The sequence below is a fragment of the Yersinia hibernica genome (genome assembly GCF_004124235.1).
In the GTDB taxonomy this organism is placed as follows: Bacteria; Pseudomonadota; Gammaproteobacteria; order Enterobacterales; family Enterobacteriaceae; genus Yersinia; species Yersinia hibernica.
On the sequence record NZ_CP032487.1, the window covers coordinates 1,756,468 to 1,777,250 of the forward strand.

A 20,783-nucleotide genomic window follows, 5' to 3' on the forward strand; every position below is an offset into this window, starting at 1 on the left:
TATTCATCCACTATTCACGCCAAGCCAGTCAATTGACTGGCTTGGCGGCCTTGTATAGTAATTTAAGCGGTTACTCCGCAGGGGCTTTTTCCGTTTTACCCGCCAATAAGCTCAGGAAGTCATAGCGTTTTTTGAGATCTTTCTCCGCCGCCGCATACAACTGTGCCGCCACTTCGGGCTCTTGGGTGTTAAGCCGTCTAAAGCGCTGTTCATTGAGTAATGTGGTGGTCAAATCACTGCTTGGTGGGCGCGAATCCAGTGCTAAAGCCACTTTGCCCTCATCGCTACGACGCGGGTCGAAACGATACAGCGGCCAGAAACCGGTGGCGGTTAATTGTTTCATTTGGTCATGACTGTAGGCCAAATCATAGCCGTGCTCTTCACAAGGGCTGTAAGCGATAATCAGCGATGGGCCAGGGTAGGCTTCCGCTTCCTGAATGGCTTTCACCGTTTGGTTGAGTTGCGCGCCCAGTGAAATTTGCGCGACATATACATGGCCGTACATCATCATACTGACGCCTAAATCTTTGCGTGCCTTACGTTTGCCGTGTTCGCCAAACTTGGTCACGGCCCCGAGTGGCGTCGCTTTGGATTGCTGCCCCCCGGTGTTGGAGTAGCATTGGGTATCGAGCACCAGGACATTGACGTTTTCGGTCAAGCTAAGCACATGGTCTAAGCCGCCGAATCCGATGTCATAGGCCCAACCGTCACCGCCAATCAACCAAATGGATTTATCCACCAGATAATCCGCATCGGTGGCTAATTGTTGAGCATCATTCCCCGCCATCCCTGCCAGCAACTGGCGCAGCTGCTTGACTTGTTCACGGCGGACTTCAGGTGTCGCATCCTCATTAAGTAATTGCTCAACCAGCTCCGGTGGCAGCTGTGGTGCCAGTTGATTGATTAAGCGAGTGACACGTTGGCGATGTTGGTCAACGGTCAAGCGGAAACCTAAACCAAACTCGGCATTATCTTCGAACAGTGAATTTGCCCAGGCTGGGCCACGGCCATCCGCGTTGGTGGTATAAGGGGTGGTGGGCAGATTGCCGCCATAGATTGAAGAGCACCCGGTGGCATTGGCTATTAATAAGCGGTCGCCATACAACTGAGTGAGCAATTTTATATACGGCGTTTCACCACAACCGGAGCAAGCCCCAGAATACTCAAACAGCGGTGAAATCAACTGTGAAGTGCGGATGTCGATGCGCTCCATCTGGGTTTTGTCGATTTCTGGCAAGCTGAGGAAGAAATCATAGTGGGCTTTTTCTTCCACCAGATGTTCCAACCGCGGCTTCATATTAATGGCTTTGATTTCAGGAGCCTGTCGGTCTTTCGCCGGGCAAACTTCATAGCAAAGGTTGCATCCGGTGCAATCTTCAGGTGCGACTTGCAAGACATACTTTTGACCTCGCATATCGCGGGCTTTCACATCCAGCGATTGTAAGCTGTCTGGCGCACTGGACATGGCGTCAGGTTGGACAACTTTCGCCCGTATGGCGGAGTGCGGGCAGGCTGCTACACAGTGATTACACTGAGTACATAAGTCCGGCTGCCAGATAGGAATATCTTCAGCAATATTCCGTTTTTCCCATTGTGTGGTGCCCACCGGCCAGGTGCCATCCGGCGGAAATGCCGAGACCGGCAGTGCATCACCCAACCCTGCTAGCATGGTGGCCGTGACCGTTTTGACGAAATCAGGCGCTTGATCTGAGACAATCGGCGGGCGCATGGGGCTGTTTTCATCAATAGGTTGCAGCGGGATCTCGACCAATGCATCTAGCGTGGCAGCAAGAGCTTGCCAGTTGCGGGTCACAATTTCCGGCCCTTTATTACTGTAGCTGCGCTCAATCGCCGCGCGTAATTGTTCTTGCGCCATGGCAGTTGGCAATATTTGCGTCAGATGGAAGAAGGCCATTTGCATCACGGTATTGATGCGCGCACCTAACTTACATTCACGCGCAATTTTTGCCGCATTAATCACAAACAGGCGGGCATGGCGCTGATGCAGAACCGCCTGAACCTCTTGTGGCAGGCGCTGCCACATATCGTCTGCACTGAATGGGGTATTAATCAGGAAAATACCACCCGGTTTTAGGCGCTCCGCCATTTGGTAGGTATCAATAAACTGCAACTGGTGGCAGCCGACAAAATCAGCCTGACTCACCAAATAAGCCGAATTAATGGGTGTTTTGCTGACCCGTAAATGGGATACGGTCAGGCCACCGGCTTTTTTCGAGTCGTAGACAAAATAGCCCTGAGCATACAGTGAGGTACTATTGCCGATAATCTTGATGTTATTTTTGGTCGCCGAGACCGAACCGTCACTGCCCAGGCCATAAAACAGCGCTTCCAAGGTGGCGCGTTGGGCGATCTTTTCATCCGTCAAGGGTAACGACAGCCCGGTGACGTCATCGAAAATGCCCACTGTAAAGCGCGGGCGAGGCAGCTCAAGCGACAATTCCTTGAACACCGCCAGAGCACAGTCGGGGCCAAACTCTTTAGAAGAGAGGCCATAGCGGCCTCCGATGACTTTCGGCAGTGTTGCCCGCTCGCCACGACTGTAGGCCTCCGCCAGCGCTGTCATGACATCAAGATAAAGTGGCTCGGCCAGTGCGCCCGGCTCTTTGGTGCGGTCCAACACGGCAATTTTGCTGACTGATTGCGGCAAGACACTTAGCAGATGTTCAGCAGAGAAAGGGCGGAATAATCGCACTTTCAGCACGCCGACTTTCTCCCCGCGAGTGAGCAGGCTATCAATCACTTCCTCACAGGTGCCAATGGCTGACCCCATCAGAATGATAACGCGCTCGGCCTGCGGGTGACCGTAATATTCAAACGGCTTATATTCCCGCCCGGTGGCTGCAGCAAACGCCTGCATGGCATCGGCAACATGTTGGTAGGTGTGGTCATACCAAGGGTTAGTCGCTTCCCGCGATTGGAAATAAGTGTCTGGGTTGGCTGAGGTGCCGCGCACCACCGGATGATCCGGTGAAAGGGCGCGGCTGCGGTGGCCATCGATTCCCTGTTGCGGCAGTAACTGGCGCAGTGTGTCATCACTGAGCGGCACGATTTTATTGATTTCATGTGAGGTGCGGAAACCATCAAAGAAATGAATAAATGGAATACGGCTATTGAGTGTTGCCACTTGAGAAATTAGGGCGAAATCTTGCGCTTCTTGCACACTGCTGGCACACAGCATCGCACAGCCCGTTTGGCGCACCGCCATGACATCAGAGTGGTCACCAAAGATAGAGAGCGCATGGGTGGCGATAGTGCGGGCCGCGACATGGAGGACAAACGGTGTCAGCTCGCCCGCCAGCTTGTACAGTGTTGGGATCATCAACAGCAATCCCTGCGAGGAGGTGAATGAGGTCGATAGCGCCCCAGTTTGCAGCGCGCCATGCACAGTGGCAATGGCTCCCCCCTCAGACTGCATTTCAACCACGCGGGGAACATCACCCCAGATATTGACTTTACCATCACCTGACCAGGCATCGGCTTGTTCAGCCATGGTGGAGCTGGGTGTAATAGGGTAGATAGCAATCACTTCACTGGCACGATAAGCCACAGAAGCGACTGCACTGTTACCATCAGTTGTTATCATTAATTTATACCTTCACATTGCTGGTCATGCGGAGAACAAAAGAGTTAATTGGGGTGTCTCTGACGACTATCTGACTATTTGAACTAATAGGTAAACTCTAGCAGAGAGTCATTTTGTCAGTTATCGCATTTGTGTGGCGCTCACTTTAGCTGTGAGGTGATGAATAAGATAAAGCGCGGGGCAAAAGGTATCGTAGGTTTCGGATAATAATTATTACAATTAGAAAACTATTTATTACTTTTTGGCGATATTGCTCAGCACCCCAGCGCGCAATTATTGCGCTGGAATTAAGTTTGTTTGTGAAATAATTGTGAAGTGTAAATAGATTTAATGACCATTTAATCGCGGGCAAGCATAATATCGACCTCAATACTGAAATGAGAGAGTGATAATGAGTGGTTTCATGTATTTAATGATGGCGATTGTTGCCGAAGTGGTGGCAACCACGATGTTAAAAGCCTCCGATGGCTTTACCCGCCTGATGCCCTCTATCGTGGTGGTGATTGGCTACGGCATCGCTTTTTGGGGGCTATCACAGGTGGTGAAAACCATGCCATTGGGTATTGCTTATGCCATTTGGTCTGGATTGGGGATTGTGTTGGTGTCCGTGGCGGCGACATTCATGTATCAACAAAAATTAGATTGGGCGGCGATTGCCGGTATGACATTGATTATTGCTGGTGTATTGGTGATTAACCTGCTGTCAAAAACACCGATGCATTAATTATCTCAATTTCCGCGTTATCATAAGTTAAGCGATAACGCGGAAAGGGGATAAACGAAATGTTAATCCGTCGTGCATATTATCTGGCTATTTAATATCGACCTGCTGTATTCCCTCGACGGCCAATAATTTCTCATATAATTGATCAAGGCTTTTTTTAGGTGGCAACATGACCTCCATCGTGAGTTCACAATCGTGTTCACCTTTTTCAGGTTTATGGGTGACTGACAGATTGGTGGGTTGCAATTGCCATTTTTGCATGGCGAGCAAAATCCGTGGCACGCTGTCTGCGAGCAGTTTAATCGAGATAAAATGATGCTCGCCGATAAAACGATTGCTGAACTGGCGGAAGATCTCTAGCACGACTAACGTCACTATCGTGCCATAAATACCAATCTCATACAGGCCGCACCCGCTAGGGTAATTCTGAGTAGTAAATCAGTGATCATAATTATTCCCATTTTATTTTGTACCGACGGTAGGTGTTTGATTCTTTTCCCTGATTGATATATCCACGCCAATCCACACTAAATTAAATTAGCGTATTTTGTTTATTTGTGTTGTGTTTTAATTATAACAGTTATTATATGAACCCATCATAGAGCGATATATTCCTCATGCCGGAGCAAAAGAATGAAAGCATTATCTTGGTTTGTGGGCGGCGCTGTGCTCTTTTTAGCCGCTTGCAGCAGCAATAACCCGACAGATACCGCTTTAAATAATAATGATGCTGACGAGCCGGTGCAACAAGCTACCAGTGCTAATGTCCATCATCGTATTGATATGTCTAATCCAGCAGCGGTTAATTGTGCTAATGCGGGCGGAGTGTTGACGGTGGCCAAACAGCTCAACGGCACTAGCGTAGGGATGTGCCAGTTATCGGATGGCAAACGTTGCGAAGAATCGGCGTTAATGCGTGGCGCGTGCCCGGCTCGTTGACTGACGGCAGTATACGAAAATTCAATACCGCCACTTGATAATAAGCCGCTGGGATCAATTAACCCAAATTCTTAGCTGCTAAATGAAAGTGTGCTATTTCACACGCCACTAAACTCAGTATGTTATTTCCCGCCAAATACAGAGGGTGCGGTAAAAACACCCTCTGGTTGGCACATTCATGGCTCATTAAGCGGTGATGATATTCGGGCAATGTTCGCCTTTTTTCAACTGGGTAATATTCTGCATGGTGGTAGCCGAAATACTGGTCAGCGCCTCTTCGGTCAGGAATGCCTGATGGCCGGTAAATAACACGTTGTGGCATGAAGATAGACGGCGGAAAACATCATCTTGAATCACGTCATTGGATTTATCTTCAAAGAATAAATCACGTTCATTTTCATACACATCCATGCCGAGAGAGCCAATTTTTTGCTGTTTTAGCGCATCAATTGCGGCGGTAGAGTCAATTAAACCACCGCGGCTAGTGTTGATTATCATCACACCGTCTTTCATTTGTTCAAAAGATTGTTGATTGAGCAAATGATGATTTTCCGGGGTCATCGGGCAATGCAGTGAGATAACATCGGATTCAGCATACAGGGTTTTAAGGTCAACATATTCGGCACCCAGTTCCAGTGCCGCCTGGCTTGGGTACGGGTCATAGGCCAACAAGCGCATACCAAAGCCTTTTAAAATGCGCATGGTGGCGACACCAATTTTACCGGTGCCAATAATCCCCGCGGTGCGGCCGTGCATATTGAAACCAATCAGCCCCTCGAGAGAGAAATTGGCATCGCGGGTGCGTTGATAAGCACGGTGAATACGGCGATTGAGGCTCATCATCATACCGACGGTATGTTCAGCCACGGCTTCAGGTGAATAGGCCGGTACACGCACCACTTGAATCCCCAGTTCTTTGGCTGCAATCAAGTCCACATTATTAAAACCCGCACAGCGCAGTGCCAGAATCTTAACACCCGCGGCGGCTAATTCTTCCAATGTGGCGCGACAACCATCATCGTTGACGAAAATACACACCGCATCACAGCCCGCCGCCATCTTTGCTGTTTTGGGGGTTAACAGAAAATCGAAAAACTCTAATTCAAAGCCAAAATCTTTGTTGACCAATTCGAGGTATTTACGGTCATACTGTTTAGTACTGTAAACGGCTAATTTCATCATGATTTCTCCGCCAAAATATTGTGATCAATTTAACAGATTTGAATAAATCATACAATTTGTCACAATAATACGTTAAATAGCGCGCTTGTCTCTTTCCTATGCCAATGAAGTGAGGTCTGTATTGCTGTTTTCAATGGCGGAAGTTCAGTGTGAGTTACAAGAGCTCGGTTATTTATTATGGTATCTTGCAGCAGTTTAGCGTGTTGAGATTGCAGTTTAGACTAGCGTGATTAAAGCACACAGGATGTCGGGTTGGTGATAATACAAGGTAAGTCATGAAGCAATGCGCAAAAAGAGTGGGTTGGTGGCTATTAATTAGCGCAATTTCTCTGACAGTATTATGGAAAACACTGCCGCAGTGGTTACCAAAGATCGCCCAATACTGGCTGCCCGTAGGGAGCCAACTCGTCTTGTCCAGCCCCCCGGTTTGGCACGATGGCGCATTGCGGCTGCCACAATTAGGCTATCGGGTACAAAACTGTACGCTGACCAATATTGATCAATTGAGTGTGGGTTATCGCCATGGGCGGTGGCAGTTAGGCGCGAATAGTGTCGCGGTGGACACGGCTTGTTTGAGTCAATTATCTGGCAGTGGGGAAAGTGCGCCGCAAGATTTAGCTTATTGGCAGCAGCAACTGTCTGGGATTGACCTGAGCATTGGCAATGTGCAGATTACGCCGTGGCAGCAATACGCCGGTAAACTCACCCTCACATCACCTGACCCTAAAAAGCTCAGCCAAACCTTGCGTTATCAGGGGCAGCAATTGAGTTTTACTGCCACACTTGATGAACAACAGCAACTTAGCTTGCATCAATTCTCTATTGCGGTTCCCGGCACGCCGCAACCTTTCGAACTCAGTGGTAAGATTAAAATTCCGCTGTCGTTGGATGATTGGCCCGAACAAGGTGCGCTCGACGGTGTGTTGACGACCGGCTATCTGGCAAAACCCCTATTACTGAATTTGAGTTGGCAACAGCGCCACGGCGTTTTAACGCTGACAGAGCGCGGTGATGACTCGCCGCTGGCGCGCCTGCCTTGGCGTATCGCGCCCAACAAAATCCAGATAACCAACGGCCAATGGCAATGGCCCTATGCCCAGCAGCCCTTAAGTGGCGGGATTAATCTGGCTTTGTATGATTGGGATCAAGGGTTGGATCAAACCGCGATTGAGGCGCGAATGAATGTCATTACCTCGGGGAAAAATGGCAAAGGGAATGCCGTCCTGACCCTGGGGCCGGGCAATCTAAGCTTGATAAACAGCGAGTTAAAATTCCAGCTCAGTGGGCAAGCTAATCTGGAAAACATAATACTGAATGCCACTATTCCCGGCTTGCTCAGTGGCTCGATATTGAATCCGACCTGGCTGTTACATCCCGGTGCTTTACTGCGCGCGCATGGTAACCTGACCCCGGAGCTGCACATAAAAGATGCGCGTTGGCCGCTAGCGGGGGTGAAGGTGACCGCCGCCGGTGTCACCGGCCGTTTACAGGCCATTGTTGATGCGCAGGATAGCTATTGGGGGAATTTCAATCTGCATCTTGATGGCCAGGCACAAGAGTTTTGGCCCGATAAAGGTGACTGGCAATGGCGCTACTGGGGCAATGGCCGCCTGCCACCTTTGGCCGCCCGTTGGGATATGGCGGGGGAAGGGCGCTGGCAAGGAACACTCATCACCGTTGATAAACTCTCGAGCGGTTTTGACCGGCTGCAATATGGGTTGGTGAAGGTCGAAGCGCCACGGCTGACCTTAGTTAAACCCCTGACCTGGCAGCGAGATAATCATCATCCGGCCTTTATTGCTGGGTTCGAATTGGGGGCGAAAAGAGTGGCCTTCAGTGATGGTGGCGGCTACTTACCGCCTGCGGTGCTGTCGCTGCAACTCAATGGCCGGGATCCCGACAGCTTCTTGTGGCAAGGTAGTTTACAAGCACAAGCCATTGGGCCGATTGCCCTACGTGGCCGCTGGGATGGCGAGCGCTTACGCGGTGATGGTTGGTGGCCAAAACAGTCGCTGACAGTATTCCAACCGCTGATTTCTGAAGAGTTGGGAATAAAGCTGCGCGATGGTGAGCTTTATGCGCAAGCGGCATTTTCCGCTGCTCGTGAGCAAGGTTTTACCGCTGGCGGCCATTGGGTGGTGAACAACGGAGGTATGTGGCTGAAAGACGGCGAACTGAGCGGGCTGGATTTTGTGATGTCTTATCGGTTGAAAAATCATCACTGGCAGTTGGGGCCGAAAGATCCGGTGATGCTGCGAATTGCCTCAATAACTAATTTGTTTGAAATGCAAAATATCACGGCGGACTTACAGGGAACTTATCCCTATTCAGAGCAAACCCCATTGACCTTAAGCAATGTTGGCATGGATATTCTGAAAGGGCATTTGAGTTTATCTGCTTTGCGTTTGCCACAGCATGATGCGGCAGTGCTAAAATTAAAAGCCATTGATCTCAGTGAGCTATTTACTGTTCTTCAACCAAAGCAACTGGCGATGTCGGGTAAAGTGAATGGCGAGCTGCCACTGTATCTCAATAATCCGCAGTGGTTGGTGCGCAATGGTTGGATAGCTAATGATGGTATAGTGACACTGCGCTTGGATCCGGACCTGACCCAGTCAATCAGTGAGAGTAATTTTGTGGCCGGTGCGGCGATTGATTGGTTGCGCTATATGGAGATTTACCAGTCTTATGCCACGGTCAGCCTCGATAACTTGGGTCAATTGACTTTGCGTTCAAAGATTCATGGTATTAATACACAAAAAAGTTCAAAACGAGAGATAGTGCTGCACTACAAGCATGAGGAAAATGTCTTCCAGCTCTGGCGCAGCCTACGTTTTGGTGACAATTTACAAGAATGGTTACAGCAAACTATTTCGTTACGACCAACATCTATACCGGCGAGGGCGAAGGAATGAAGATCTTGACATGGGAACCTGTAGCAATAGTGCTGGGCATTTTTATGCTTAGCGGCTGTCTACGCCTTGAAGTTGCCACCCCAGAAAAACCTATCACTATCAATATGAACGTCAAGATTGAGCATGAAATCCAGATTAGAGTGGACAAGGATGTGGAAAATTTGCTTAGAAATCAATCCAATCTATTTTAAGGGGCCACAATGAACAAGCAAACTGCAGGCTGGATTGGTGATACACAAAAGTTGATGCGCGTGATGCTGGGCTGCTTGGTGTTGAGCGGCAGTTTGTTGTTTAGTGTTGCCGCTTTTGCCCTGACCTTAGAGCAGGCAAAACAGCAAGGTCGGGTGGGGGAAACGCTGAGCGGTTATTTGGCACCGGTGAAAAAAGATGCGGAAACATTGGCGCTGGTGGAGCAAATCAATATTGCCAGAGCTGAGAAATATCAGGAAGTGGCGCAGAAAAATCATATTTCAACTGACGATGTCGCCAAACTGGCGGGGCAGAAACTTGTTAACCGGGCCGGTGCGGGGGAATATGTCCGCGGGATTAACGGCCAGTGGATGCAGCGCTGACAGGATTGCTACAACACTATAAATATAAACAGCACGATCAATAAAAAACGCCCGTAGATATCGGGCGTTTTTTATGCAAAGTATTGCTACTAATGGAGAAAATAATAGTTTAGCGCTCAGGCTGCAAACTCGTCGCCACGGGATGGCCATGAAGACTGTTTAGCGACTCTTTGCGGTAATAAGTATCCGTATGACCCGGTTGCTCGACTTTAACAATTAAGGTCAGCACCGCGGCAATCAGATATAGCGCGGTATAAACCCATACCACGCCGACAATATCGAAGAATGGCAGCACCAGCGATGCGATGGCCGGGGCAACAAAATTACTTAAACCCGCTGACAGGTTATAAATCGAAATCGCCGCGCCTTTGTGTTCAGGTTCTAATACTGGGAAGACGGCGGTCATCGGAACAAAGGCCGCTACGGTTATTCCTAACATTATTGCCGGTATCAGCGCTGCCCAGAAGTTATGGCCGAAATAAACCGGAATATAGTAAAACGCCAAGCTGGAAAGCGCGCAACCGATGCAACCAAACCAGCGTACCTGCCGCATCCAACCAATTTTCTCGCCCAAAATACCCCACATGATGTTGGTGAAAATGGTGACGAAGAAGAACACCGCCCAGATTTGCAACCACTCGGACATGGTAAAACCGAGCCGCCCAACAAACAGAATCGGCATGATCACGGCAAAACCAAACAGGGATAATGTGTTGATAATGCGAATCAGGCAGGATAAGAAAATATTTTTATTGGTAAATAGAATGGTGACCGCACGTGATAACTCTTTGAATTTCTCTTTATTAGAGAGCGAGGCTTTCGGGCTGGCGGTGCCAACATTACGTAGCAGAATCAATGCCATCAGGCCACCGACCATGACCCAAACAATGGCAAACCACAAGGTTCCGGTTTCGCCAATCATCGGAATAGTAAAACTTGGCAAATAACTGCCTACCACGCCGATACCGACGGAGTACATTGCCCAGAACCAGCCCATCGCCGACGAAAGCTGTTGTTTAGGCACGTTTTGCACAATAAGCATGACAAACGAATAGATAAACAATGGATAAGCCAGGCCGCGGATGCCGTAGAACACCAGCATCAATGGGTAACTTTTTATGCCCAAGCCAAACACCATAAACAGGCAATGCATCACCACCCACAGGATGAAACCTATGCGCATGGCGCGTTGCGGCGTGATAATTTCAGCCACCACCCCTGAACTCCAGGCGGCAATGGCGGCGGCTAACCCATATAGGGTAAATACAAACGCCGATTGCGCCGGGGTGAACCCCATATCGGTAATGTGTTTGGATAAGAAGGCCATTTCAAAGCCGTCGCCACTCATAAAAATGGCAATGGCAATGTAGCCCCAGAATAAATTCATCGGCAAGCCAAACCAATGAGTCGATTTTTTTTGCATGTTCTGTTCCTCTAGCGTCTGAGCGCTGGCTGCTGGTTTGTAGGGTCAGCTTGTTTGTAAAGACCGCGAGTGAAAGGGCGACTTACTAGCCCGGCGATATGCGTTTTGGGTTTATCGCGACAATTGCTGACGGAGTTGTCGCTGTTGTTGATAAAGCTCTCGGTAGCACTCAAGGCGAGAAAATAAGGCATCTTGCCGGTTAACATCAGGAATAAAACGTTGGTCGATGGGCGGCTTAGTGCAGACTAATTGCTCATCGCCGCCGCTCGCCAACCAACCTAAGCGCGCGGCACCTAATGCGCCGCCGGCTTCGCCACCACTGTGAGTGATGATGGGCAGATTGAGCGTGTCTGCCATCAGTTGCCCCCACCAGGCACTGCGCGCTCCGCCGCCGATGAGTGACGATTGGCTCAATTGAGTTCCGGCCGCTGCTAATACCGCCAAACCATCGGCGATACCAAAACTAACCCCCTCCAACACCGCATAACCCAATGCCGCGCGATCGGTTGCATGGGTCATACCATGGAAAGCTCCGGTCGCGAGCGGATCGTTATGGGGGGTGCGCTCACCAGAGAGATAGGGCAGGAAAATCGGGGCCAGGCGTTGTTCAGCTCGGCTGAGCTGAGCCACTTCAGATAACAATGTTGTTTCATTGCTGCCCAGCAGTTGGCATAACCAGCGCAAAGCACTGGCTGCGGTTAGCATCACACTCATTTGGTGCCAGCGATGTGGCAAAGCATGACAAAAGGCATGTACAGCCGATTGTGGATTTGGGCGATAGCAATCATTGACCGCGAACAATACGCCAGATGTGCCAAGGGAGATAAAACCATCACCGGGATTGATGGCTCCAATGCCCACTGCGCTGGCGGCATTGTCCCCGCCACCACCGGCAATCACCACTTTATGCGACAAGCCCCATTCGCGAGCAATATCGGCTTTTAAATAGCCGCTGGGGGCATTGCCTTCTATCAACCGTGGCATCATATCGCGCGATAATCCACACGCGGCTAGCAGGGAGTCGGACCAATCGCGCTGCGCGACATCCAGCCACAGAGTGCCGGCAGAGTCAGACATATCGCTGACCTTATCGCCACTCATCATCCAGCGCAGATAATCTTTGGGCAGCAGCACCATGGCCAATTGCGCGAAGATTTCCGGCTCATGGCGAGCAACCCACAGCAGTTTTGGTGCAGTAAAACCGGGCATCGCTAGATTACCGGCAATTTGCTGCAGTTGTGGGGCGTTGCGCGTGAGTTCTGCACACTCTTCAGCACAGCGCGCATCATTCCACAAAATGGCTGGGCGCAGGATGCGGTCTTCGCGGTTTAGCAACACTGCGCCATGCATCTGACCTGACAGGCCGATGGCGGCAATCTCCCCCCAGCGCTGCGGTATTTTGTGGCGTAGGCGGCCGATAACACGCTGTGTCGCTTGCCACCAATCAGCAGGGTTTTGCTCTGACCATAAGGGGTGTGGGCGCTGCACGGTGAGCGGCTCGCCCTCACTGGCCAAAATCTGCCCGCGCTCATCAATCACCATGGCTTTAATTTCTGAGGTGCCTAAATCGAGTCCAAGATACATAGCCATTCCTTGTTGATGATTAACGGTTCGCCATGACCCAGGCATTTACCCGGTCAATGGATTGACGTAATAACTGTTCAAACTGACGGTCACTGGCCAGTGGGCCAAACAGTTTATTGTCACGAGCAAACAGGCCGACGGGGTCAGCGGAGTGGAACATGGCGTGGACGGCGCTGGCATCCAGAATTCCGTCTTGGTATTCATATGGCAGGCTGCCTTGGTGCCAACTGGCCATAAAGACAAAGAATAGCGCGGGCAACATGGCGGTCGCGGTCGGTGTGCGACCACGCTGATAGCACTCCATCAGTGTTGGGGTAATAAATCCGGGGATTTTCGAGAAACCATCGGCGGCGACCCGCTGGTTGGTATCACGGATATACGGGTTACTGAAACGCTCCAAAACCACATCACGATAATGCGCTAAATCTAACGGGCTGGGTGACAGTGAGGGGATAACATCCTGAGTGACATAGTCATAGGCCATCTGGCGAATAGCCGCTGTTTGGGTGCTTTCGTGAATATAGTTTTGCCCAATCAAGGTTCCTGCCCAGGCGATACAACTGTGGCTGGCATTGAGGATACGAATCTTTGCCTCTTCATACGGCAGTACAGATTCGACCATTTCTACGCCGACATTCTCCAGCGCTGGCCGCCCGGCAATGAAGTCATCCTCAATAACCCATTGAATAAATGATTCGCCCATCACTGGTACCTTGTCAGCAACTCCCGTCTGTTCGAATACGCGCGGGGCAATATCATCAGATGGGCGCGGGGTAATGCGGTCAACCATGGTATTTGGGCTGCGCGTTTGGCGGGTGACCCAGCTCAATAAACTTTGCTGGTCACGTAAAGCCAGAAACTCCAACAGACAATGGCGAAAGCGCTCGCCGTTATGGCGCAGATTATCGCAGTTCAGTAACGTCACTGGGCCACTGTTCATCTGCTGGCGTTGCAGCAAAATACGGCTGATTGCGCCGTAAATAGTGCGGCAATCCCCATTGAGGTCGGCCTGAATGTCCGCGTTATCTTGTTGCAGATTAAATTGATTATCCAGATAGTAGCCGCCCTCGGTCACGGTAAAGGAAATAACGCGAGTCTCTGGCCGGCGACCTTGCGCCACCAAATGGTGCAATTCTTTATCCCACGGGATGATGTTGCGCAGTGAAGTGATTTTTTCATACTGACGCTCGCCTGCGGGCGTCACCGTTTCCAGCATGTATTCCCCATTCTGGGCGGCCAAAGTAGCCAGTAGTGGGGCCGCGTCATCACGAATATTTGCCAGCGCAATTGACCAAGTGTTATCACCGGCGGCCCGTAAACGGTGCAGATACCAAGCCTGATGGGCGCGGTGGAAAGAGCCAGCACCAATATGTAGCCATATCGCCGGGGTGGAATTCAGCTCAGTATTCATCATGTTCTCCGTAATCAAGTCTGCATTAAGATAATTCTTGGGCATAAGCCCTTTTTTGGGGCATTTGCTCGATTGTGTTAGGTTAATGTAACTTTTGCCCTTTAGTTGGGCTTTGGCTCACATAAACGACAGCGGAGATAAAAATCTACCCAAGAGCGGCGTAACATGTTTAACATGACTTTTTCACCCCCATCGCGTAGCAAACTTATGCATAAGAGTGACAAGAAATTAGATCAAGCGGCCCGAGCGGCCTGGATGTATTACGTTGCTGGGCAGACGCAACATGAAATCGCGGATGCGCTGGGGGTTTCCCGCCAGGTCGCCCAACGGCTGGTGGCCTGTGCTATCGATAACGGATTGGTCAGTGTCAATATTGCTCATCCGGTGGGCCGCTGTATGGCGCTGGCTGATAAGTTACAAAAACACTATGGATTACATCAATGCCAGGTGGTACCCAGCTTAGGCATGGATAGTGCAGGGGTGCAGCGCGCCATTGCCGTGGTGGGCGCTGAGGTGATGGCGCAGTTTTTGCGGCAAGAACAACCGCTGGTCATTGGGGTCGGGTCAGGGCGCAGTTTAAAGGCGGCTATTGATGAGTTACCTGATTTTGACCGCCCCCAACACAGCTGTGTTTCTCTCATTGGGGCCATCGCCGCAGACGGGTCTTGTACTCGCTATGACGTGCCATTATGGATGGCCGAGAAAACCCAAGGGCGCTACTTTATTTTGCCCGCACCGCTGTTTGCCGATAGCGCAGCTGACCGAGAACTATGGTGCAATCACCGTATTTATCGCACGGTGACAGAGAAAGCAGCCCAGGCGGATGTGACTTTTATGGGGATTGGCTCGATGGGTTATCACTGCCCGCTGCACAAAGATGGTTTTATTTCAGAGCATGATGTGGCTGCCCTGACCGCGGCCAATGTGGTAGCTGAAATGCTAGGTAACTTCATTGATATCAATGGCCAGCGGGTAAGCTATGTGCTGGACCAACGTTTAACCAGTGCCAGTTTGCATATCCAGCCGAAAAAACCAGTTATTGCTATAGCTGGTGGCGCGGAAAAACATCAAGCTATCAAAGCAGCTCTCAGAGGTCATTGGGTGAATGGGTTGGTGACGGACGAAGAGAGTGCCATTGCGCTGCTCGCACCTGAGTTGAGTGTCTGAGCATAAAAAAGCGCGCCTAAGGCGCGCAATGATGAAATCGACTACTGGGTAATACGAGGGTAATACGAGGTTACTTCAGTTGCGCATCAGCAGAGACACCCGCGGTGCGCAAAAGTTATTCATTAAGCGCTAACAACCTGAGTCAGTAACTGTTTAGCATCAGCTTGGGCTTTGGTCGCCACTTCAGGGCCGTAAGCAATACCTTCGGCAAATACGAACTCGACATCGGTAATCCCGATAAAGCCGAGGAACAGACGCAGGTAAGGAACAACCAGGTCAGTTGGGGTGTCTTTGTGGATGCCACCGCGACTGGTCAGAATAATAGCGCGTTTGCCTGTCACCAAGCCTTCTGGGCCTTTTTCGGTATAGCGGAAAGTCACGCCAGCACGAGCAATCAGGTCAAAGTAGTTCTTCAACTGAGTGGGAATGTTGAAGTTGTACATTGGTGCTGCCATCACTATCACATCATTAGCTTGTAATTCGGCAATCAGTTCATCAGAAAGTGCCAGTGCTTCTTGTTGGCGTGGTGTTAGCGCCGCATCGGAAGGGCGTAAAGCACCTACCAGTTCGCCATCTAATACCGGGATCGGTTGAGCTGCCAAGTCACGTACTGTGATTTCATCACCCGCGTGAGCTGCTTGCCATTGCTCAACAAAAAAGTCAGCTAATTGGTTAGATTGTGAATAGGTTGCCAGAATGCTTGATTTCAGAACCAGAACTTTGCTCATCGTAATTCCTTAACAGGTAACAGAGACTTAGGCGATACGCCCTTGTAATGAGATACACTTTATTCAACTTTTTCTATTAGTGATAGCGCAATATTTTGCGTTCTTTGTTCGATTTTATTGAATGAAATAAGGCGCAAGCTTTTGTTGCCGCTTCTGACACGTTTGTTACCCATCGCACTGGCAACACACCAATAGTCAGCCCATAGGAGACATCGGCTGAATATAGGGTGAAAAAGTTGATTGTGTTACCATATTGCGCAAGACACGCTATTAATATAGCTAAAGAAATCTGGCCTCCGCAGTTTGGCGGGGCTGGCGCAACAAGGAATACTGAACGTGAAATCTTCACTCGCAGCATTATCTTCCCAACTCGGTGAGTTGATGCTCCGTGACCAACAGCGCATGCGGCGTCGGTTGCAAGGCACCCGAAAAGTTAATAATCCCGATGCAATAGAAGCGATTACCCGTGATATCGCCGCTGAAATTGCGACCGCGATGCAGCGGGTTATCAGCCGCCGGGCAGCTTGCCCGGCTATCACTTATCCTGAAAATTTACCCGTCAGCCAGAAGAAACAGGATATTTATGATGCTATCCGCGACCATCAGGTGGTCATCGTTGCGGGTGAAACCGGCTCGGGTAAAACCACGCAAATACCGAAAATTTGTCTGGAGTTAGGGCGCGGTATCAAGGGGGTGATTGGTCATACCCAGCCACGCCGCCTTGCCGCTCGTACTGTGGCAAATCGTATTGCTGATGAGCTAGACACATCCCTGGGCGGCTGTGTCGGTTATAAAGTTCGCTTTAATGATCACGTAGGCGAGAATACGTTGGTGAAGTTAATGACCGACGGTATTTTGCTGGCTGAAATTCAGCAAGACCGCTTGCTGATGCAATATGACACCTTGATTATTGATGAAGCTCATGAACGCAGCTTAAATATTGATTTCATCTTGGGCTATTTGCGCGAGTTATTGCCCAAACGCCCTGATTTGAAAGTGATAATCACCTCAGCGACAATTGATCCGCAGCGCTTTTCTCGCCATTTCAATAATGCCCCCATTATTGAAGTCTCGGGGCGCACCTATCCGGTAGAAGTGCGCTATCGGCCTATTGTGGATGATGCCGACGATGTTGAGCGCGATCAGCTACAGGCTATTTTTGATGCGGTAGATGAACTGGGCCGGGAAAGTCCTGGCGATATTCTGATCTTTATGAGTGGCGAGCGTGAAATCCGTGACACTGCTGATGCGCTAATGAAACAGAATTTGCCGCATACCGAAGTGCTGCCATTATATGCCCGTTTATCTAATAGCGAGCAAAATAGGGTGTTTCAGTCACACCACGGGCGGCGCATTGTTCTGGCGACCAACGTGGCGGAAACCTCGCTGACTGTGCCTGGCATCAAGTATGTTATTGACCCCGGCACCGCGCGCATCAGCCGCTACAGCTTTAGAACCAAAGTACAGCGGTTGCCCATTGAGCCGATTTCGCAAGCTTCAGCTAACCAGCGCAAAGGCCGCTGTGGTCGTGTGTCGGACGGCATCTGTATTCGGCTCTATTCGGAGCCAGATTTCCTTTCACGCCCTGAATTTACTGATCCGGAAATTCTGCGCACTAATTTGGCCTCGGTTATTTTGCAAATGACCGCCCTGGGGTTAGGCGATATCGCCGCCTTTCCCTTTGTCGAAGCCCCGGATAAGCGCAATATTCAAGATGGTGTTCGGCTACTGGAAGAGCTGGGCGCGATACAAACGGCCAGTAATGGCCATCAGCAATTAACACCGTTAGGCCGCCAACTGGCGCAACTGCCGGTCGATCCGCGCTTGGCGCGCATGGTGCTGGAAGCACAAAAAAGTGGCAGTGTGCGGGAGTTGATGATTATTACCTCCGCCTTGTCTATCCAAGACCCCCGGGAGCGCCCGACAGATAAACAACAAGCCTCGGATGAAAAACACCGGCGTTTTGCAGATAAAGACTCTGATTTCCTGGCATTTGTTAATTTATGGGATTATCTGAAAGAGCAGCAAAAAGAGCTGTCATCGGCGCAGTTTCGCAAACTTTGTCGCAGCGACTTCCTGAATTATCTGCGGGTGCGGGAATGGCAAGATATCTATACCCAGCTCCGGCAGGTGGTAAAAGAACTGGGCATTCCGGTCAATAGCGTTGCGGCGGATTATCGCAGCATTCACACGGCCATTTTGACGGGGTTATTGTCACATATCGGTCAAAAAGACGTTGAAAAGCAAGAGTATACCGGTGCGCGTAATGCGCGTTTTGCTATCTTCCCTGGCTCTGGTTTATTCAAAAAGCCACCGAAATGGTGCATGGTTGCCGAGCTAGTCGAAACCAGCCGCTTATGGGGGCGCATTGCTGCTCGTATTGAGCCGGAATGGATAGAACCCGTGGCGCAGCATCTGGTTAAACACCACTATAGCGACCCGCATTGGGAGAAAGCGCAGGGGGCGGTGATGGCCAGCGAGAAAGTGACGTTATTTGGCTTGCCTATCGTCACGGAGCGCAAAATCAATTATGGCCCAATTGACCCGCCACTGTGCCGTGAGCTGTTCATCCGCCATGGTTTGGTTGAGGGCGACTGGCAGACGCGCCATGCCTTTTTCCGGGCTAATTTAAAGTTACTGGCCGAAGTTGAAGAGTTGGAGCATAAATCCCGACGGCGCGACATTCTGGTTGATGATGAGACACTGTTTAATTTCTATGACCAGCGGATTGGCCGCGATGTTATTTCCGCACGCCATTTTGATAGTTGGTGGAAAAAAGTCAGCCAAACGCAACCAGAGCTACTCAACTTTGAAAAAACCATGCTTATCAAGGATGGCGCGAACAAAGTTAACCCGCTGGATTACCCGAATTTTTGGTACCAAGGGGCACTTAAATTACGGCTTTCTTATCAATTTGAGCCGGGTGCCGATGCCGATGGGGTCACAGTACATATTCCGCTGCCAATCCTAAATCAGGTGCAGGAACAAGGTTTTGATTGGCAAATCCCAGGCATTCGCCGTGAACTGGTCGTGGCGCTCATCAAATCGCTACCTAAACCGGTTCGGCGTAATTTTGTCCCCGCACCGAACTATGCAGAGGCTTTTTTGGCCCGAGTGACGCCGCTGGAAACCAGTCTGCTGGATGCATTAGAACGTGAGTTACGCCGCATGACTGGCGTGACGGTGTCACGTGAAAGCTGGCAGTGGGAGCAAGTGCCCGACCATCTAAAAATGACCTTCCGGGTAGTCGATGATAAGAACCGCACCCTGCGCGAGGGCAAGGATCTTGCCGCCTTGCAGTTACAACTGCAAGAGAAGGTACAAGAGACGCTTTCTGCTGTGGCCGATGATGGTATTGAGCAAAATAACTTACATATCTGGAGCTTCGGCTCACTGCCTGTGTGTTACGAACAACGCCGGGGTGGATACGAAGTCAAAGCATACCCGGCACTGGTTGATGAAAAAGACAGTGTTGCCATCCGCTTGTTTGATACGCAATCTCAGCAACAACAAGCAATGTGGCAGGGCACGCGGCGTTTGTTATTGCTCAATATTCCCTCACCCATTAAGTACTTACATGAAAAACTGCCGAACAAATCCAAACTCGGCCTCTATTTCAATACTTATGGCAAAGTGATGGATCTGATTGATGATTGCATTGCTTGTGGGGTAGATAAACTGGTCGCGCAATACGGTGGGCCGGTGTGGCAAGAGGCTGATTTTGCTCGGTTACAAGAAAAAGTCCGCGCAGAGTTAAATGAAACGGTGGTGGAGGTAGCCAAGCAAGTTGAACAAATTCTCACCACCGTATTCAGTATTAATAAGCGCTTAAAAGGCCGGGTTGATATCTCGCAGGCCCTGGCACTTTCAGATATCAAAGCACAGCTTAGTGGCCTGATTTATCGCGGTTTTGTCACGAATAATGGCTGGAAACGTTTACCGGATACTTTACGCTATCTGCACGCCATCGAGCGCCGGATGGAGAAGTTAGCCGTCGACCCTCATCGTGATCGCGCTCAAATGCAACGAGTAGAACATGTGCAGCAGATGTGGCAGCAATGGCTGAATAAACTGCCGCCTAAACGTCAACAAGATGAAGATGTTAAAGAAGTTCGTTGGATGATTGAAGAGCTGCGGGTGAGCTTATTTGCCCAACAATTGGGGACACCTTACCCGATTTCCGACAAACGTATTTTACAAACTATCGAACAACTCTCTGCTTGAGAGAAAATGCCTATCTTTGCGCCTGAATTCAAGAGACTCAGGCGCGAGATTTTTATTGGTCAATCCCCGCGCCCTACCTCTAAATTCAGCATTCATATGATTAATCTATCCAGTTTTGCATCCTAGATGTGTCATTGATGAATGCTGCTCATTTTCATGCGAAGCTCCTCGTAAAAGACCAATTAACTTGCTCATTCAGCGGCGGTGTTATTGCCCCAGCCCTTCAATTATGGGTATATCTGCCGTGGCAATAGGCGGCTTGTTCAAAGTTTGTCTGATTGTGGGTCACCATGTTTGATTGCTTTTGGTG

13 protein-coding genes and 1 pseudogene are annotated in these 20,783 nt (G+C 50.1%); 7 read left to right on the forward strand and 7 right to left on the reverse strand.

Annotated elements, in window-relative coordinates; translation table 11 throughout:
• Positions 1-70: 70 nt before the first annotated feature.
• A complete protein-coding gene (gene nifJ / locus D5F51_RS08335; RefSeq protein WP_129196124.1) occupies positions 71-3,604 on the reverse strand; it encodes a pyruvate:ferredoxin (flavodoxin) oxidoreductase in 3,534 nt (1,177 codons plus the stop codon).
• 391 nt (positions 3,605-3,995) lie between these two features.
• Between nifJ and D5F51_RS08340 the strand changes: the two genes are divergently transcribed.
• Positions 3,996-4,328, forward strand: coding sequence for a DMT family transporter (locus D5F51_RS08340; protein WP_025378329.1), 333 nt, complete (start codon positions 3,996-3,998; stop codon positions 4,326-4,328).
• 87 nt (positions 4,329-4,415) lie between these two features.
• Here the strand turns inward: D5F51_RS08340 and D5F51_RS08345 are convergent.
• A pseudogene (locus D5F51_RS08345) lies at positions 4,416-4,742 on the reverse strand (MgtC/SapB family protein); the annotation flags it as partial.
• Between the two features lie 219 nt (positions 4,743-4,961).
• Between D5F51_RS08345 and D5F51_RS08350 the strand changes: the two are divergent.
• The gene (locus D5F51_RS08350) at positions 4,962-5,267 is read left to right on the forward strand and encodes a putative hemolysin (protein ID WP_025378327.1); all 306 of its coding nucleotides are present in this window, start codon (positions 4,962-4,964) and stop codon (positions 5,265-5,267) included.
• A 186-nt stretch (positions 5,268-5,453) separates the two neighbouring features.
• Here the strand turns inward: D5F51_RS08350 and D5F51_RS08355 are convergent, their stop codons facing one another.
• The gene (locus tag D5F51_RS08355; RefSeq protein WP_025378326.1) at positions 5,454-6,446 is read right to left on the reverse strand and encodes a 2-hydroxyacid dehydrogenase; all 993 of its coding nucleotides are present in this window, start codon (positions 6,444-6,446) and stop codon (positions 5,454-5,456) included.
• 278 nt (positions 6,447-6,724) lie between these two features.
• Between D5F51_RS08355 and D5F51_RS08360 the strand changes: the two genes are divergently transcribed.
• From D5F51_RS08360 to D5F51_RS08370, 3 genes are read left to right on the forward strand one after another with little or no spacing between them, the layout of a single operon-like run.
• Positions 6,725-9,364 (forward strand): YdbH family protein, encoded by a 2,640-nt coding sequence (locus D5F51_RS08360; RefSeq protein ID WP_129196125.1) that lies wholly within the window; start codon positions 6,725-6,727, stop codon positions 9,362-9,364.
• Positions 9,361-9,555: a YnbE family lipoprotein gene (locus tag D5F51_RS08365; RefSeq protein ID WP_025378324.1), complete on the forward strand. Its 195-nt coding sequence runs from the start codon at positions 9,361-9,363 to the stop codon at positions 9,553-9,555. Before D5F51_RS08360 ends, D5F51_RS08365 begins: the two co-directional genes overlap by 4 nt.
• 9 nt (positions 9,556-9,564) lie before the next feature.
• On the forward strand, positions 9,565-9,936 hold the full coding sequence (locus tag D5F51_RS08370; protein WP_129196126.1) for a YdbL family probable chaperone protein: 372 nt from the start codon (positions 9,565-9,567) through the stop codon (positions 9,934-9,936).
• A 109-nt stretch (positions 9,937-10,045) separates the two neighbouring features.
• Here D5F51_RS08370 and D5F51_RS08375 read toward each other — a convergent pair whose 3' ends face one another.
• From D5F51_RS08375 to dalD, 3 genes are all read right to left on the reverse strand, one after another.
• A complete protein-coding gene (locus D5F51_RS08375) occupies positions 10,046-11,359 on the reverse strand; it encodes an MFS transporter (RefSeq protein ID WP_129196127.1) in 1,314 nt (437 codons plus the stop codon).
• A 111-nt stretch (positions 11,360-11,470) separates the two neighbouring features.
• Positions 11,471-12,943, reverse strand: a complete 1,473-nt coding sequence (gene xylB / locus D5F51_RS08380) for a xylulokinase (RefSeq protein ID WP_129196128.1) — start codon at positions 12,941-12,943, stop codon at positions 11,471-11,473.
• 19 nt (positions 12,944-12,962) lie between these two features.
• Positions 12,963-14,354 carry a D-arabinitol 4-dehydrogenase gene (dalD, locus tag D5F51_RS08385; RefSeq protein ID WP_129199272.1) on the reverse strand — a complete coding sequence of 464 codons (1,392 nt, stop codon included), beginning with the start codon at positions 14,352-14,354 and terminating at the stop codon, positions 12,963-12,965.
• A gap of 207 nt (positions 14,355-14,561) precedes the next feature.
• On the opposite strand from dalD, the gene D5F51_RS08390 reads away from it, so the two are divergent.
• Positions 14,562-15,521 carry a sugar-binding transcriptional regulator gene (locus D5F51_RS08390; RefSeq protein WP_025378321.1) on the forward strand — a complete coding sequence of 320 codons (960 nt, stop codon included), beginning with the start codon at positions 14,562-14,564 and terminating at the stop codon, positions 15,519-15,521.
• A 122-nt stretch (positions 15,522-15,643) separates the two neighbouring features.
• Here the strand turns inward: D5F51_RS08390 and azoR are convergent, their stop codons facing one another.
• Positions 15,644-16,249: an FMN-dependent NADH-azoreductase gene (azoR, locus tag D5F51_RS08395; protein ID WP_025378320.1), complete on the reverse strand. Its 606-nt coding sequence runs from the start codon at positions 16,247-16,249 to the stop codon at positions 15,644-15,646.
• A 336-nt stretch (positions 16,250-16,585) separates the two neighbouring features.
• Here azoR and hrpA point away from each other — a divergent pair, with 336 nt between their 5' ends.
• A complete protein-coding gene (gene hrpA / locus D5F51_RS08400) occupies positions 16,586-20,473 on the forward strand; it encodes an ATP-dependent RNA helicase HrpA (protein ID WP_129196129.1) in 3,888 nt (1,295 codons plus the stop codon).
• Positions 20,474-20,783: the final 310 nt, after the last annotated feature.

Coding starts and splice junctions, on each gene's coding strand:
- D5F51_RS08375 (WP_129196127.1), bottom strand. CDS start 11,359: ATGCAAAAAAAATCGACTCATTGGTTTGGCTTGCCGATGAATTTATTC.
- nifJ (WP_129196124.1), bottom strand. CDS start 3,604: ATGATAACAACTGATGGTAACAGTGCAGTCGCTTCTGTGGCTTATCGT.
- D5F51_RS08365 (WP_025378324.1), top strand. CDS start 9,361: ATGAAGATCTTGACATGGGAACCTGTAGCAATAGTGCTGGGCATTTTT.
- D5F51_RS08355 (WP_025378326.1), bottom strand. CDS start 6,446: ATGAAATTAGCCGTTTACAGTACTAAACAGTATGACCGTAAATACCTC.
- D5F51_RS08370 (WP_129196126.1), top strand. CDS start 9,565: ATGAACAAGCAAACTGCAGGCTGGATTGGTGATACACAAAAGTTGATG.
- D5F51_RS08390 (WP_025378321.1), top strand. CDS start 14,562: ATGCATAAGAGTGACAAGAAATTAGATCAAGCGGCCCGAGCGGCCTGG.
- azoR (WP_025378320.1), bottom strand. CDS start 16,249: ATGAGCAAAGTTCTGGTTCTGAAATCAAGCATTCTGGCAACCTATTCA.
- D5F51_RS08360 (WP_129196125.1), top strand. CDS start 6,725: ATGAAGCAATGCGCAAAAAGAGTGGGTTGGTGGCTATTAATTAGCGCA.
- D5F51_RS08350 (WP_025378327.1), top strand. CDS start 4,962: ATGAAAGCATTATCTTGGTTTGTGGGCGGCGCTGTGCTCTTTTTAGCC.
- xylB (WP_129196128.1), bottom strand. CDS start 12,943: ATGTATCTTGGACTCGATTTAGGCACCTCAGAAATTAAAGCCATGGTG.
- D5F51_RS08340 (WP_025378329.1), top strand. CDS start 3,996: ATGAGTGGTTTCATGTATTTAATGATGGCGATTGTTGCCGAAGTGGTG.
- dalD (WP_129199272.1), bottom strand. CDS start 14,354: ATGAATACTGAGCTGAATTCCACCCCGGCGATATGGCTACATATTGGT.